At 66.4% G+C, this 12,391-nt stretch carries 11 protein-coding genes; 6 read left to right on the top strand and 5 right to left on the bottom strand.

The genetic code is table 11. From position 1 onward, the window contains the following. Nucleotides 1–5: 5 nt before the first annotated feature. Nucleotides 6–1,001 carry a Hint domain-containing protein gene (locus CRO22_RS05090; RefSeq protein ID WP_097069043.1) on the bottom strand — a complete coding sequence of 332 codons (996 nt, stop codon included), beginning with the start codon at nt 999–1,001 and terminating at the stop codon, nt 6–8. 149 nt (nt 1,002–1,150) lie between these two features. Between CRO22_RS05090 and CRO22_RS05085 the strand changes: the two genes are divergently transcribed. Then, nucleotides 1,151–1,930, top strand: a complete 780-nt coding sequence (locus CRO22_RS05085; RefSeq protein WP_097069042.1) for an SDR family oxidoreductase — start codon at nt 1,151–1,153, stop codon at nt 1,928–1,930. 17 nt (nt 1,931–1,947) lie between these two features. On the opposite strand, the gene CRO22_RS05080 is transcribed toward CRO22_RS05085, so the two are convergent. The 3 genes from CRO22_RS05080 to pyrC form a co-directional block, all read right to left on the bottom strand. Further along, nucleotides 1,948–3,438: a replicative DNA helicase gene (locus CRO22_RS05080; protein WP_097069041.1), complete on the bottom strand. Its 1,491-nt coding sequence runs from the start codon at nt 3,436–3,438 to the stop codon at nt 1,948–1,950. A 234-nt stretch (nt 3,439–3,672) separates the two neighbouring features. After that, entirely contained in the window at nt 3,673–4,353 is a 681-nt protein-coding gene (locus CRO22_RS05075; protein WP_097069040.1) for an orotate phosphoribosyltransferase, read from the bottom strand. Between the two features lie 107 nt (nt 4,354–4,460). After that, nucleotides 4,461–5,498, bottom strand: coding sequence for a dihydroorotase (pyrC, locus tag CRO22_RS05070; RefSeq protein WP_097069039.1), 1,038 nt, complete (start codon nt 5,496–5,498; stop codon nt 4,461–4,463). Between the two features lie 137 nt (nt 5,499–5,635). Here pyrC and CRO22_RS05065 point away from each other — a divergent pair, with 137 nt between their 5' ends. From CRO22_RS05065 to CRO22_RS05055, 3 genes are all read left to right on the top strand, one after another. Further along, nucleotides 5,636–5,953, top strand: a complete 318-nt coding sequence (locus tag CRO22_RS05065; RefSeq protein WP_097069038.1) for a hypothetical protein — start codon at nt 5,636–5,638, stop codon at nt 5,951–5,953. 153 nt (nt 5,954–6,106) lie between these two features. Next, nucleotides 6,107–6,343, top strand: a complete 237-nt coding sequence (locus tag CRO22_RS05060) for a DUF1127 domain-containing protein (protein WP_097069037.1) — start codon at nt 6,107–6,109, stop codon at nt 6,341–6,343. Between the two features lie 105 nt (nt 6,344–6,448). Continuing rightward, the gene (locus tag CRO22_RS05055) at nt 6,449–6,787 is read left to right on the top strand and encodes a hypothetical protein (protein WP_097069036.1); all 339 of its coding nucleotides are present in this window, start codon (nt 6,449–6,451) and stop codon (nt 6,785–6,787) included. A 125-nt stretch (nt 6,788–6,912) separates the two neighbouring features. On the opposite strand, the gene trpB is transcribed toward CRO22_RS05055, so the two are convergent. Then, the gene (gene trpB, locus CRO22_RS05050; RefSeq protein WP_097069035.1) at nt 6,913–8,121 is read right to left on the bottom strand and encodes a tryptophan synthase subunit beta; all 1,209 of its coding nucleotides are present in this window, start codon (nt 8,119–8,121) and stop codon (nt 6,913–6,915) included. Nucleotides 8,122–8,275: 154 nt separating this feature from the next. Between trpB and CRO22_RS05045 the strand changes: the two genes are divergently transcribed. After that, on the top strand, nt 8,276–9,484 hold the full coding sequence (locus CRO22_RS05045; protein WP_097069034.1) for an ABC transporter substrate-binding protein: 1,209 nt from the start codon (nt 8,276–8,278) through the stop codon (nt 9,482–9,484). A gap of 48 nt (nt 9,485–9,532) precedes the next feature. Further along, complete coding sequence (locus CRO22_RS05040) at nt 9,533–12,292, top strand: methyl-accepting chemotaxis protein (RefSeq protein ID WP_245860890.1); 2,760 nt, start codon at nt 9,533–9,535, stop codon at nt 12,290–12,292. Nucleotides 12,293–12,391 lie beyond the last annotated feature (99 nt).

Genomic DNA, 12,391 nt, shown 5'->3' with positions numbered 1-12,391 from the left:
TGCCGTCAATCTTTCTTGCGAAACAGCGCGGCGCGGCCGACGCGGTCGAGGAGGTCGCGGCCCGCTTCGGTGCCGAAATGCGGCGTGTGGATCAGATCGGGCAGGCGGGCGCGGATCTCGGCGGTCAGCTCCTCGGGCATCAGCTTCAGCACCGCCTCGCTCACCTGCAGGCTCTCGACCGGCACGCCCTCGGCATAGACGATCTCGTGATGGTCGAACACGAGCGCGTAGTAATCCACATAGCCGCCCTCGCGCCGCCAGACATGCTCGCCGTCCACAAGGTGTTTCGCCTGCACCAGAATTTCGGCGGTGTCGCCGAGCCGTTGCGCGCCGCGGCGGTACAGAAACACGCGGTGATGCGGCGCCACGATCAGGTCGCTCTCATTGCCGAGCGTGCCCGCCGAGATCACCACCGGGGCAAAGCTGCCAAGCGCGCGCAGCGTGGTTTTGGCCACGAGCCGCACCGGCTGGGGGCCATTGTCGCGGGTGAGCACGCGGTCGCCCGGGCCGAGCGTCTCGATCGCGCGCTGCGCGCCGCCCGCCATGGTGATCATCGTGCCGGTGGTGAAGGCGATGCAGACGAGGTCTGAAAGGCGCACATCGCCCGGATCGTCGGTCGCCTCCAAAAGCGTGTAATCCACCCGCGGGATGATCGGCGAGAGCGGCAGCGCATAGAGGGTCTGCGTTTCCTCGTGACGGATCAGGAGGATGTCGAGCGTGTCGGCCTCGGGTGTGATCATCACATGGCGCGCGACAAGCCGGATGTGCTCGCCCTCTGTGCCCACTTCGGAGCCTGCGCAGATGTGCTGGCGCTGCGCGGGATCGGCGGAGAGCAGAAGCCGCAAGGGTTTGGCGCCGCGGTCAAGCTGATACACATCGCCGGGCTGGCTCAGCGCGGCCAGATCGAGCCCGTCGCCATGATTGGCGCCCGAGGTCACCCAGATCAGATCCGCCTCATAGACATGGACGATCTGGGGCGGCAGGGCAGGGGGCGAAGACATGGCGGCTCCAGCACGGATGGCGGTGCGACGATCGCGCGATCTGTTCACGATTTCGTTAAGGGGCGGGGGCGTCAAGGTCAAGTCCAACCGCGGCCGGGAGCTTGCCGCTGCCGCGGCCGGGGCTAGCTTGGAGCGAAACGGAGGACGACATGGATCTGGGGCTTTCTGGAAAACGCGCGCTGGTCTGTGCCGGCTCGAAAGGGCTGGGGCGGGGCTGTGCCGAGGCGCTCGCGGCAGCGGGGGTGGAGATCGTGCTCAATGCGCGCGGGGCCGAGGTGCTGGAGCGCACCGCGGTAGAGATTGCGGCGGCGCATGGCGTGAAGGTGAGCCCGGTGGCCGCCGATATCACCACGCTCGAGGGGCGCGCGAAAGTGATCGCTGCGGCGGGCGAGATCGACATTCTCGTCACCAATGCGGGCGGCCCGCCGCCGGGGGTCTGGTCGGACTGGGCGCATGAGGATTTTCTCGCCGCGATCGAGGCGAACATGCTCGCGCCCATCGCGCTGATGCAGGCCTTTGTGCCGGGGATGAGCGCACGCGGCTGGGGGCGGGTGGTCAATATCACCTCCGCCGCGGTGAAGGCACCGATTGCGCAGCTTGGGCTCTCCAACACCGCGCGCTGCGGGCTTACGGGCTTTGTCGCGGGCATGGCGCGGCAAGTGGCACCCACCGGCGTGACGGTGAACAACCTTTTGCCCGGCATCCATGCCACGGACCGGATGGCCGCGCTCGACGGCCCGGTGGCGCAGGCCGAGGGGATCAGCCTTGAAGAGGCCTCGGCGCGGCGCAAGGCAACGATCCCGGCGCGTCGCTATGGCGCGCCGCAAGACTTTGGCGCAGTCTGCGCCTTCCTGTGCTCGCAACAGGCGGCCTTCATCGTCGGGCAAAACGTGCTTGTCGATGGCGGCGCGGCGAACCAGACGCTGTAAGCCTGCGGGCGCGGGGGTCAGTACCCCTCCGCGCCCTCGCCCTGCCACGGTTTTGCGAGATCGGAAAACCGGGTGAAGCGGCTCTCGAAGGCCACTTCGACGGTGCCGATCGGCCCGTGGCGCTGCTTGCCGAGGATCACCTCGGCCTTGCCATGCACGCGCTCGGCCTTTTGCATCCATTCGGCGAATTTCGGGTCGTCTTCCGGCGGCTTCATGCGCTCGTGATAATATTCGTCGCGGTAGACGAACATCACCACGTCGGCATCCTGCTCGATCGAGCCCGATTCCCGCAGGTCGCTCAGCTGCGGGCGCTTGTCCTCGCGGCTTTCCACCGTCCGCGAGAGCTGTGAAAGCGCCACCACGGGAATGTTGAGCTCTTTTGCCAAGGCTTTGAGGCCCATGGAGATTTCGCCAATTTCCTGCACCCGGTTGTCGGTCCGGCCCGAGCCGCGCAGAAGCTGCAGGTAGTCCACAAAAACCACATCGAGCCCATGCGTGCGCTTGAGGCGGCGGCAGCGCGCGGCGACCTGCGCGATCGGCAGCGCGGGCGTGTCGTCGATATAGAGCGGGCAGGTTTCGAGCGCCTTGGCCGCCTCGACAAAGCGGCGGAACTCCGCCTCGGTCATGTCGCCACGGCGGATCTGTTCGGAGGGCACTTCGGAGGCTTCCGAGAGCACCCGCGCGGCAAGCTGCTCGGCGCTCATCTCGAGCGAGAAGAAGCCCACGACGCCACCCTCAACAGCGCCCTCGGTGCCATCGTGACGGGTGCCGCGCTTGTAGGCCTTGGCGATGTTGAAGGCGACGTTGGTGGCGAGCGAGGTTTTCCCCATCGAGGGGCGCCCGGCGAGGATCAGAAGGTCAGAGGGGTGCAGCCCGCCCAGTTTCTTGTCGAGATCGCGCAGCCCGGTGGACACGCCCGCAAGGCCGCCCTCGCGCTGATAGGCGGCGTTGGCCGACTGAACAGCCTCGGTCACGGCCTTGAGAAAGCTCACAAAACCCTTTTCGGCAGTGCCAGTCTCCGCCAGCTTGTAAAGCGCCCCTTCGGTGGCAACGATCAGCTCCTCGGGCTCGCGTCCGATCTCCACCTTCGAGGCCGAGGCGGACAGATCCTTGCCAAGCCGGATCAGCTCGCGGCGCAGCGCGAGGTCATGGATCATCTGCGCATAGTCGCGCGCCGCATAGGCCGAGATCGCCGCGCCCGCGAGCCGCGCCAGATAGGCAGCGCCGCCGAGTGCCTTGAGCCCCGCGTCTTCCTCAAGATAGGCCTTGAGCGTGACCGGCGAGGCCAGCGCGTTCTTCTGGATCCGCGCCACGGCGACTTCGTAGATCGTGCGGTGAACCGGTTCGAAGAAATGCTCCGCCCGCACCACCGAGGCGATACGGTCGAAAATATCGTTGTTGGTCAGGATCGCACCGAGCAATTGCTGCTCGGCTTCGATGTTGTGCGGCAAGGCCTCTTCATCGGCGCCGGAGCCGCCGTCGGGGCGAATGGCGGTGCTGTCGTTCATCTCTGCCTCATGTCGGTCCCGCCTGATAGCCGGGCTGCACGCGCTGCGGTATCGGGATAAGTTCGGGGATAAGCCTAAGGTTTAGGCCCCGCTTACGGCTCTTTTGGTGTTGCGCTGGCATGAGGCTACCACAGGTTGTGGTATTTTGCGAGCTTTCCGCGCCGAGACCGAGTCGCGGCGAGTTATCCCCATTTTGTGCACAGCGGTGCGGCGAAACTATCCCCAGAAATCGGGTCAGCCTTTTTGCCGGGCTTCCTGCCAGGCGCGCGGCGCCTTGAGAAACGCTTCGACCTCGTCGAGCGTCCCGGCACTGAACGCGCCTTGCGCGCGCGCCTCGGCGAGCACATCCCACCAGGTGCAAAGCGCATGGAGCCTCACGCCATGTTCGGCGAGCCGCGGCTCGGTTTCAGGGAAGATGCCGTAGTAGAAGATCACTGCCGTGTGGGCGCAGGTGGCCCCGGTCTCGCGGATCGCATCGACAAAGCTCAGCTTCGAGCCGCCATCGGTGGTCAGATCCTCGACCAGCAGCACCCGCTGCCCCTCGGTCATCGCGCCCTCGATGCGGGCATTGCGGCCGTAACCCTTGGGCTTTTTGCGCACATAGGTCATCGGCAGCGCCAGCCGCTCGGCGACCATTGCGGCAAAAGGAATGCCCGCCGTCTCGCCCCCGGCGATATTGTCAAACGCCTCAAAGCCCGCCTCGCGCAGCACCGTGACGGCGAGGAAATCCATCAAGGTCGAGCGGATGCGCGGAAAGCTGATCAGCTTGCGGCAGTCGATATAGGTGGGCGAGGGCAGGCCCGAGGCGAGGGTGAAGGGCGCGTCGGCGTTGAAATGCACCGCCTTGATCTCAAGGAGCATCCGCGCGGTCAGCCGGGCGATTTCTTCTTTCGCGGGATAGGAGGAGGGGATCATCTCATTGGTCCTTTCGCGCTTTCAGCTTGCCGAAAATATCCCCGCCGGAGGCTCCCGGCGGCCCCGCAGATGCGCTGCGGGGGATATTCAGAGCAAGATGAAAACCATCATTTCACATGCCAGTAGACCGGGAAGCCCGGATCGAAAACAGTGACCGGGCCCGCGCCAGTCTCGATTTTTGCGGGCCATTGGGCGGGGGTGCCGGTTTTGATCAGCGTGAGCGTGTCGCTGTTCACCGGCAGCCGGTAAAAGGCCGGGCCATTGCGGCTTGCGAAGGCCTCAAGATTGGCAAGTTTGCCGTCTTCTTCAAACACATGGGCAAGCAATTGCATCGTGTTCGTGGCAGTAAAGCAGCCCGCGCAGCCGCAGGCATGTTCTTTCAGCGCGTCGATATGGGGCGCGGAATCGGTGCCGAGGAAGAAGCGCGCCTCGCCCGAGGTGGCCGCCTCACGCAGCGCAAGGCGATGGTGCTCGCGCTTCGCCACCGGCAGGCAATAGTAATGCGGCTTGATCCCACCCACGAGGATGTGGTTGCGGTTGATAATCAGATGATGCGTCGTGATTGTTGCGCCGAGGGTCTCGTCCTGGCTGCGGGCATAATCCACGCCGTCTTTCGTGGTGATATGCTCCATCACCACCCTCAGGCCGGGCGTGGCGCGGCGGATCGGGTCGAGCACGGTCTCGATGAAGACCGCCTCGCGGTCAAAAATATCGACCTCCGGGCTCACCACCTCGCCATGCACGCAGAGCGGAAGGCCGATTTCGGCCATCACCTCAAGCACGCCGCGCACCTTGTCAAAATCGCGCACGCCGGAGGCGGAGTTGGTCGTCGCGCCCGCCGGGTAGAGCTTTACCGCGCTCACAAGCCCGCTCTCGGCGGCGGCGCGCAGATCGGCCGGATCGGTCGTCTCGGTGAGATAGAGCGTCATCAGCGGCGTGAAGCGCGCTCCCGCCGGCAGTGCCGCCATGATCCGCGCGCGATAGGCCGCGGCATCCTCCGCCGTCACCACCGGCGGCACCAGGTTCGGCATCACGATCGCACGGCCGAAGTGATGCGTGCTTTCGGGCAGGATGCCCTTGAGCATCGCGCCATCGCGCAGATGCAGGTGCCAGTCGTCGGGGCGGGGGAGCGTGATCTCGGTCATGGGCTCCGGTTACACCCTCGCGCGGATCATTTCCAGTGGCAGCTTCGCGCCGATGTGATGGCGCGGGGCTGGACGCGGGGGGGCGCGCTTGCGATGCTGGCAAAGGCCCGGAGCAACTGGGCGTGAGAGGAGCGCAGATGAAATCCCAAATCCTGTCCGTTGCCCTGTCGGGGGCGAGCCTTCTCGCGCTTGCGGGCTGCAACGACCCGGGCTTTCGCGGCGTGCCCGAGGTGCGCATCGCCACTGCGGGCGAGGTCGCGCAATGCCGTGCGGTCTCGGTGATCACCAACGAACCCGGGGTCTATGGCCCGCTCGTTGGTCATGAGGCGGAGCGCTATGCCCGCAACAAGATCCTCGAAAGCGCGAAACAGGACGGCGCCAATACCGTCGTGTTTGACCCGGTGGTCCCCGGAGAGCCGGTTTATCTTTTGCGTGCGCAGGCTTACGCCTGCTGAGGTGCGCCCCGGAAGCCTCTGATTTCTGTATGCAAATGTATGCTGCGTTGCAGAAAATGCAGGGCGGGATTGCGGCCGGGCCGGTTGCTGGGGCAGGGGAGTTGACGTAATTTGCCGCCACGGGAGGAAACTCTCTGCCCGAAGGAGGTTTCCATGGCTTACGTCACGACGTTCATTCAGAAAGAAAATGGCCCGCTGAAGGGTCTGCGCAGCCGCATGGGCCAGATTGGTGCGGCAATCGGTGATCGGCTGGTCGCCGCGGTCGAAACCGGCTCGCGGATGCGCGATGTGGTGCGCTTCTCCGAGATGTCGGATGCCGAGCTGGCAGTGCACGGGCTCACCCGTGATGAAATTGTCAGCCACGTTTTCCGCGACAAGTTCTGCTATTGACGGCACGCGGCTGCGGCATTCCTGCACCCCGGGGCTCTTGCGCCGGGGCTTTTGCGGTTGAATAATGCGGGTCGCAGGCGGGGGGCCTGCCGGGGGAGAGGATCAATGACACAAGAGACGCTGACGGAAGTGCGCGGAGATCTGGTTCTGGCCGCGCTCTGCGTGGGGCAGTTCCGCGCGCCGTGCCAGATTGATGCCGAGCGGCTTCTGGTGCGTGCCGATGAGGCGCTGGGTCAGGCGCTTCATGCGCTCGGGCTGGAGCTTTCGGTGGTGGTGGAAAGCTTCACCCCCGCACCGCTCTTCGCGCCCGATGAAGTGTTGCTCGATCAGGCGGCCCGGAGCCTCGCGCGGCGTCAGGTGCAGACCCACGTGTTCCGCCCGCATGACGAGGAGCCGCCGGAGGAAGAGGCGGTGCTCGAGGATCTTCCCGGCCAGCAGGGCTGAGGGCCGCCCCCCGATGCACCGGTGCGGTGCGAGACGGGGGGGGCGGGGGCGCAGCCCCCGCCCGGGTCGCCTCGCAAGGCGAGGCGAAATACCCCGGCCCGAGGGGCCGGGGCCAGGCGCGGCCTTCAGAGATCTTCGCCAAACCCGTAGGTCTGGGTCACGTAATCGATATCCTTGTCGCCGCGCCCCGAGAGGTTGATCAGGATCGAGCGGCCCGGGTTCGCGGCCGCCTCGCGCAGCGCAAAGGCCACCGCATGCGCGCTTTCGAGCGCGGGGATGATCCCCTCGTGGCGCGAGAGCGCATAGAAGGCCTTCAGCGCCTCGGTGTCATCGGCGGTGGTGTAATGCACCCGGCCCGTCTTGTGCAGATGCGCATGCTCCGGGCCGACGCCCGGATAATCGAGCCCGGAGGCGACGGTATGGACGGGCGCCGGTTCGCCGTTCTCGTCGGTCAGAACGAGGGTGCGGAAACCGTGAATGTCACCATCCGCGCCAAAGCTGATCGTCGCGGCATGTTCGCCAAGCTTCGAGGAGGTGCCGAGCGGCTCGACGCCGTGCAGGCTCACGCTTGCATCGTCGATGAAGCCGGCAAAGATCCCCATCGCATTCGAGCCGCCGCCGACGCAGGCTGCCACCATGTCGGGGAGTTCTCCCGTCATTTCAAGGAATTGCTCACGCGCCTCGATGCCGACGACATGCTGGAAGTTGCGCACCATCATCGGGAAGGGATGCGGGCCGACGACCGAGCCGATGGCGAAAAGGGCATGATCGGCTTGGGAGATATAGCTCTGGAAACAACTGTCGACCGCTTCCTTGAGTGAGCGCCCGCCAAAGCCTACCGGCACCACCTTGGCCCCCAGAAGCTTCATCCGGGTGACGTTTGGCGCTTCCTTGGCGATGTCGATCTCGCCCATGTGGATCTCGCAGTCCATGCCGAAATAGGCTGCCGCCGTGGCCAGTGCCACCCCGTGCTGGCCCGCACCGGTTTCCGCCATCAGCTTGGTCTTGCCCATGAATTTGGCAAGCAGGCCCTCGGCCATGCAGTGGTTTAGCTTGTGCGCGCCGGTGTGGTTGAGATCCTCGCGCTTGGCATAAAGTTGCGCGCCGCCGCAAAGCTTCGAGAGGTTCTTCAGATAGGAGATCGGGGTCGGGCGGCCCTGGTAATGCTTGCGGATCTGGCGCAGCTCGGCGATGAAATCGGCCGATTTCGAGATCGTCGCATAGGCCTCGCGGATCTCCTTGAAATGCGGCACAAGCGGCGGCGGCAGCATCGCGCCCCCATAGCTGCCAAAGAAGCCCTGCGCATCGGGCATGGTCTTGAGGTAGGAAGTCATTTGGCCCTCTCCTTGCTGTAACCCCGCTGGGCGGGATTTGACGCGTCTTTGCAGCCGCTTGCAAGCGCTGACCCGGCCTCCCCGGCCCCGCGCCAATTAACCGCAGGCTAAAGCCTTTCGTGTATGTCGGGAGCAAAGGCCACGGGAGTTCGGTATGAGAGTCGGAAGTTTTTCAACGATTGCAATCCTTTGCGCGGCGCTTGTCGGCGTGGCCGGAACGGCGTTCGCCGAGCAGGGCGTAACCCCGTCGGAGGTCCGCTTCGCCCAGGTGGCGGCACTTGAGGGGCCCGCGGGCGCGCTTGGCTCGGGCATGAACACGGGGCTGCGCGCGGCGTTCGAAGAGGTCAACCGCGCCGGCGGCTTGGCCGGGCGCAAGCTCGTGCTTGAGGCGTTCGACGATGGCTATGAACCGTCGAAATCGGTCGAAGAGACGCGCAAGCTGCTCGCCAAGGATGACCATATCGCCCTCATCGGTCCGGTCGGTACGCCGACCTCGGCCGCCACGCAGCCGCTGGCCACCGAGGCGGGTTGGCCCGTGCTTGGCCCTTTCACCGGGGCGGGCTTCCTGCGTGATCCGGGGCTGCGCAATGTGTTCAACCTGCGCGCCAGCTACGATGCCGAGACCGAGACCTGGATCAAGCTTCTGGCCGATACCCGCGGCTATACCCGGATCGGCATTCTCTATCAGGACGACAGCTTCGGGCGCGCCGGGCTCAAGGGGGTCGAGGCGGCACTCGACCGGCGCGGGCTCAAGCCGATCGCCCGCGGCGCCTATCCGCGCAACACGCTGGCGGTGAAGGCGGCGCTGCTCGACATCCGTCGCTCCGGCGCCGAGGCCGTGGTGATGATTGGCGCCTACAAGCCGGTGGCCGAATTCATCCGCGTGGCGCGGAAGATCGACTTCCGCCCGGATTTCATCACCATCTCTTTCGTCGGCACCGATGCGCTGGTGGGCGAGCTTGGTCGCGACGGCGCGGGGGTGATCATCTCGCAGGTGGTGCCCTATCCGATGGACTCTTCAGTTCCGGTGGTGGCGCGCTATACCGAGGCGCTCAAGGCGCTTGATCCGGAAGCGCAGCCGAGCTTCATCTCGCTGGAAGGCTATCTGGTCGGGCGGCTGGCGATTGCCGGGCTCGAGGCGAGCGGCGCGACCCTCACGCGCGCGAGCTACCTGGCGGCGCTGCAGGGGCTTGGCGATGTCGATCTGGACGGGCTCGTGCTGCATTTCGGCAAGGACGACAATCAGGGCCTCGACGAGGTGTTCCTGACGCAGATCTCGCCCGAGGGCACGATCACGCCGCTCTCGCCCGAGGCGGCCAAGGCGGCCAAGGCGGATTGTGTGGCCCCGGCGGTGGGTGGTTGAGGCGCTGCCTCTCGCTCTTGTCGCGTATGAGTATCGAAGGGAAATGAGATGATCGGCAAGCTGCACAGCCTTTTTGCCAGTGTCGGCGTGAAGATCGTGGCGATCGTGATCGCGCTCGTGGCCGTGACCGCGGTTGCGGTGGTGGTCAGCCTGAGCGTGTTTCGCGCCACCGACCGCGTGGTGACAACCCTTGTCGAGGATGACGTGCCGGTGCTGCGCACGACGATGGAGCTTGGCGGCATCACCGGGGCGCTGACCCGGGACATGGTCGATATTCTCTCGGCGCAGGATGCGGGTGCGCTCGACGCGCCCGATCAGGCGGCGCAGAGGCATTTCGCCGATCTGCGCGGGATCGTGGCGGCGCATCAGGAAAATCAGGAAGCCCTTGCCGCGCTCGGCCCCGTTGTGGCTGAGGCCGAGGGCGAAGTCACCGCTCTGATCGCGGCGCGGCGCGCGCTTTTCAGTGCGACCGAAACCACCGATGCGGCGATCACGCGGCTCTTCACGCTCAATACCGAGGTCTCCGAGCGGTTGCTCGAAGTGAGTGATGACGCGCATTTCAGCGTGGTGATGGGCGGTGAGGTGGCGGTGCGCCGGGTCGACCGCACGCTTGACCGGCTCGTGGACCGCGAGTTCAACGCGCTCGCCGATGCGCTGACGCTGCGCGTCGAAGTGAACATGCTGCGCGGCAATCTGGGTATGATGGCGCCCGGGCTCGATGCGGAGGCGCAGGCGGCCCTGCGCGAGGGGCTCGCCTCCTCGGAATCGCATATGCGCGACCGGCTGTTGCACATCGACGCGGGCTCGCCACTCAATGACCTGCGCCCCGATCTCGAACGCCTCGCCGATCAGGCGAAGCGGATGATCGAGCTTGGCAATGCGGCGATGGGGCGGCAGCGGCGCGAGATGCAGGACTTGGCCAAGAGCCTCGATACCGCTCTGGCGGCCCGGATCGACGATCTTTCCTTCGCGCTCACCCAGGGCGCGCGGGCGGCGTCGGGCAAGAATGCCGAGGCGATCGAGCGGCTGATGACGAGCGAACTTGACCCGTTGCTGATCGCGGAAACGATCGAGGGGCGGGTGCGCGATCTGGCCACCGCAACGCTGCGCCTGGCGCTGACCCGCAGCGAGACCAGTTTTGCGCGCGAGAGCGTGGTTGTGGCGGCCGCCCGTGCGGCGCTCGTCGAGATCGTGGCGCAGACGCCCGAGGCGCTGCGTCCGCGGATCGAGGATCTGCTCGCGATGGCCGATCCCGAGGCGGAGCTGGCAAAGGCGCATCTGGCAACGATCAAGGCAAGGGCCGCCGCGGACGCCGCGTTTGACGGCGCCAACGTTTCGATGAGTGCCATCGACAAGGCCGCCGATGTGGCCGGCGGTGCCGTGCTGGCGCGGATCGAGACCGCCTCGGCCGATGTCTCCGATCGCACCAGCCAGTCGATCCGCGCGATGATGGTGGTGGCGGCGCTGAGCGCGCTGATCGGGCTTGCTGCGCCCTGGCTTGCCTGGGTGACGATCGTGCGCCCGCTCCGGCGTGCGACCGAAGCGACCGCGCGGCTGGCGCAGGGCGAGATGACGGCGGTCGATGGTCTGCATGCCGGGCCGGGCGAGATCGGCGGGCTCATTGGCGCATTGATGGTGTTCCGCGACGGGCTGCGCGACAAGGCGCGGCTGGAGGCGGAAGAACGCCGTCAGGCTGAGGCGACTGCGGCGCGCGAGGCGGCGGAACGCGATGCGGAGGCGGCGCGGGCCGCGGCCGAGCTGGAGCGCGAACGCGCCGAGCATGAGCGGCAGATGGCGGAAGAGGCCGAGCGCGCGCGTCTGCGTGCCGAGGCCGAGGCGGAGCGCGCGGCGCAGGCAGAAGAGCAGAGCCAGGTGGTGAGCCGGCTCGCGGCCGGGCTGCGGGCGATGTCGGGCGGCGATCTGACCGCCACGATCGACAGCGCCTTCCCCGCGTCCTACGAGGCGTTGCGGCACGATTTCAACCAGACCGTGGAACGGATGGCGGAATTGCTCTCCTCGATCGTGCAATCGACCGGTGTGGTCGAGACAGAGGCGCGCCATCTCGGCGGCGCGTCGAGTGAACTTGGCCGTCGTACCGAGACCCAGGCCGCCTCGCTCGAGGAAACCGCGGCCGCGATGAACGAGATGGCTTCGTCGGTGCAGCAATCGGTGACGGGGACGCGCGAGGCGGCGAAAGCCGTCGGGCAGACCCGCGACACGACGACGAGCGGGCGCGAGGTGGTGCGCCAGACGCTGCAGGCGATGAACGACATCGCGCGCAGCTCGGAGCAGATCTCGCGCATCACCTCGGTGATCGACGATATCGCCTTCCAGACCAACCTTCTGGCATTGAACGCGGGCGTCGAGGCGGCGCGGGCGGGCGAGACCGGGCGCGGCTTCGCGGTTGTCGCTTCCGAAGTGCGGGCGCTGGCGCAGCGCTCTTCGGAAGCGGCCAAGGAAATCGCCGAGCTGATCGAGACCTCCTCGCGTCAGGTGCATTCGGGGGTGCAACTGGCGGCGCGCTCCGACACCGCGCTCGGGGAAATCGAGGTGCTGGTCGGCAAGCTCGACAGCCTGCTCGAAGAGATCGCTGCGGCGGCGAGCGAGCAGTCGGCGGGCATCACCGAGGTGACGGCCGCGGTGAACCAGCTCGATCAGGTGACGCAGCACAATGCCGCGATGTTTGAGGAAAACTCCGCCGCGACCCAAGGCCTGCTCGGCGAGGCGCAAAGCCTGCGCCAGCTCAGCGCGGTGTTCCGTATCACCAGTTCCGAAGCCGGACCGGAGGCGCTGCGCGCCGCCGGCTGACTGAGATCCCGCGCTTAAAAAAGAAAGCCCCCTGCACATGCGCGGGGGGCTTTGCATATCTTGGTCTCTGATCGCCGGTTCCGGTGTTCCCGCGGTGAT

The sequence above is a fragment of the Rhodobacter maris genome, from assembly GCF_900217815.1.
GTDB classification, from domain to species: domain Bacteria; phylum Pseudomonadota; class Alphaproteobacteria; order Rhodobacterales; family Rhodobacteraceae; genus Rhodobacter; species Rhodobacter maris.
Note: the sequence above shows the minus strand (reverse complement) of the source record. Positions and strands in the feature narration are given on the sequence as shown.

Bases quoted from the DNA above. Each gene is read 5' to 3' on its own strand.
- CRO22_RS05090 (WP_097069043.1), bottom strand. From the start codon at position 1,001: ATGTCTTCGCCCCCTGCCCTGCCGCCCCAGATCGTCCATGTCTATGAG.
- CRO22_RS05085 (WP_097069042.1), top strand. From the start codon at position 1,151: ATGGATCTGGGGCTTTCTGGAAAACGCGCGCTGGTCTGTGCCGGCTCG.
- CRO22_RS05080 (WP_097069041.1), bottom strand. From the start codon at position 3,438: ATGAACGACAGCACCGCCATTCGCCCCGACGGCGGCTCCGGCGCCGAT.
- CRO22_RS05075 (WP_097069040.1), bottom strand. From the start codon at position 4,353: ATGATCCCCTCCTCCTATCCCGCGAAAGAAGAAATCGCCCGGCTGACC.
- pyrC (WP_097069039.1), bottom strand. From the start codon at position 5,498: ATGACCGAGATCACGCTCCCCCGCCCCGACGACTGGCACCTGCATCTG.
- CRO22_RS05065 (WP_097069038.1), top strand. From the start codon at position 5,636: ATGAAATCCCAAATCCTGTCCGTTGCCCTGTCGGGGGCGAGCCTTCTC.
- CRO22_RS05060 (WP_097069037.1), top strand. From the start codon at position 6,107: ATGGCTTACGTCACGACGTTCATTCAGAAAGAAAATGGCCCGCTGAAG.
- CRO22_RS05055 (WP_097069036.1), top strand. From the start codon at position 6,449: ATGACACAAGAGACGCTGACGGAAGTGCGCGGAGATCTGGTTCTGGCC.
- trpB (WP_097069035.1), bottom strand. From the start codon at position 8,121: ATGACTTCCTACCTCAAGACCATGCCCGATGCGCAGGGCTTCTTTGGC.
- CRO22_RS05045 (WP_097069034.1), top strand. From the start codon at position 8,276: ATGAGAGTCGGAAGTTTTTCAACGATTGCAATCCTTTGCGCGGCGCTT.
- CRO22_RS05040 (WP_245860890.1), top strand. From the start codon at position 9,533: ATGATCGGCAAGCTGCACAGCCTTTTTGCCAGTGTCGGCGTGAAGATC.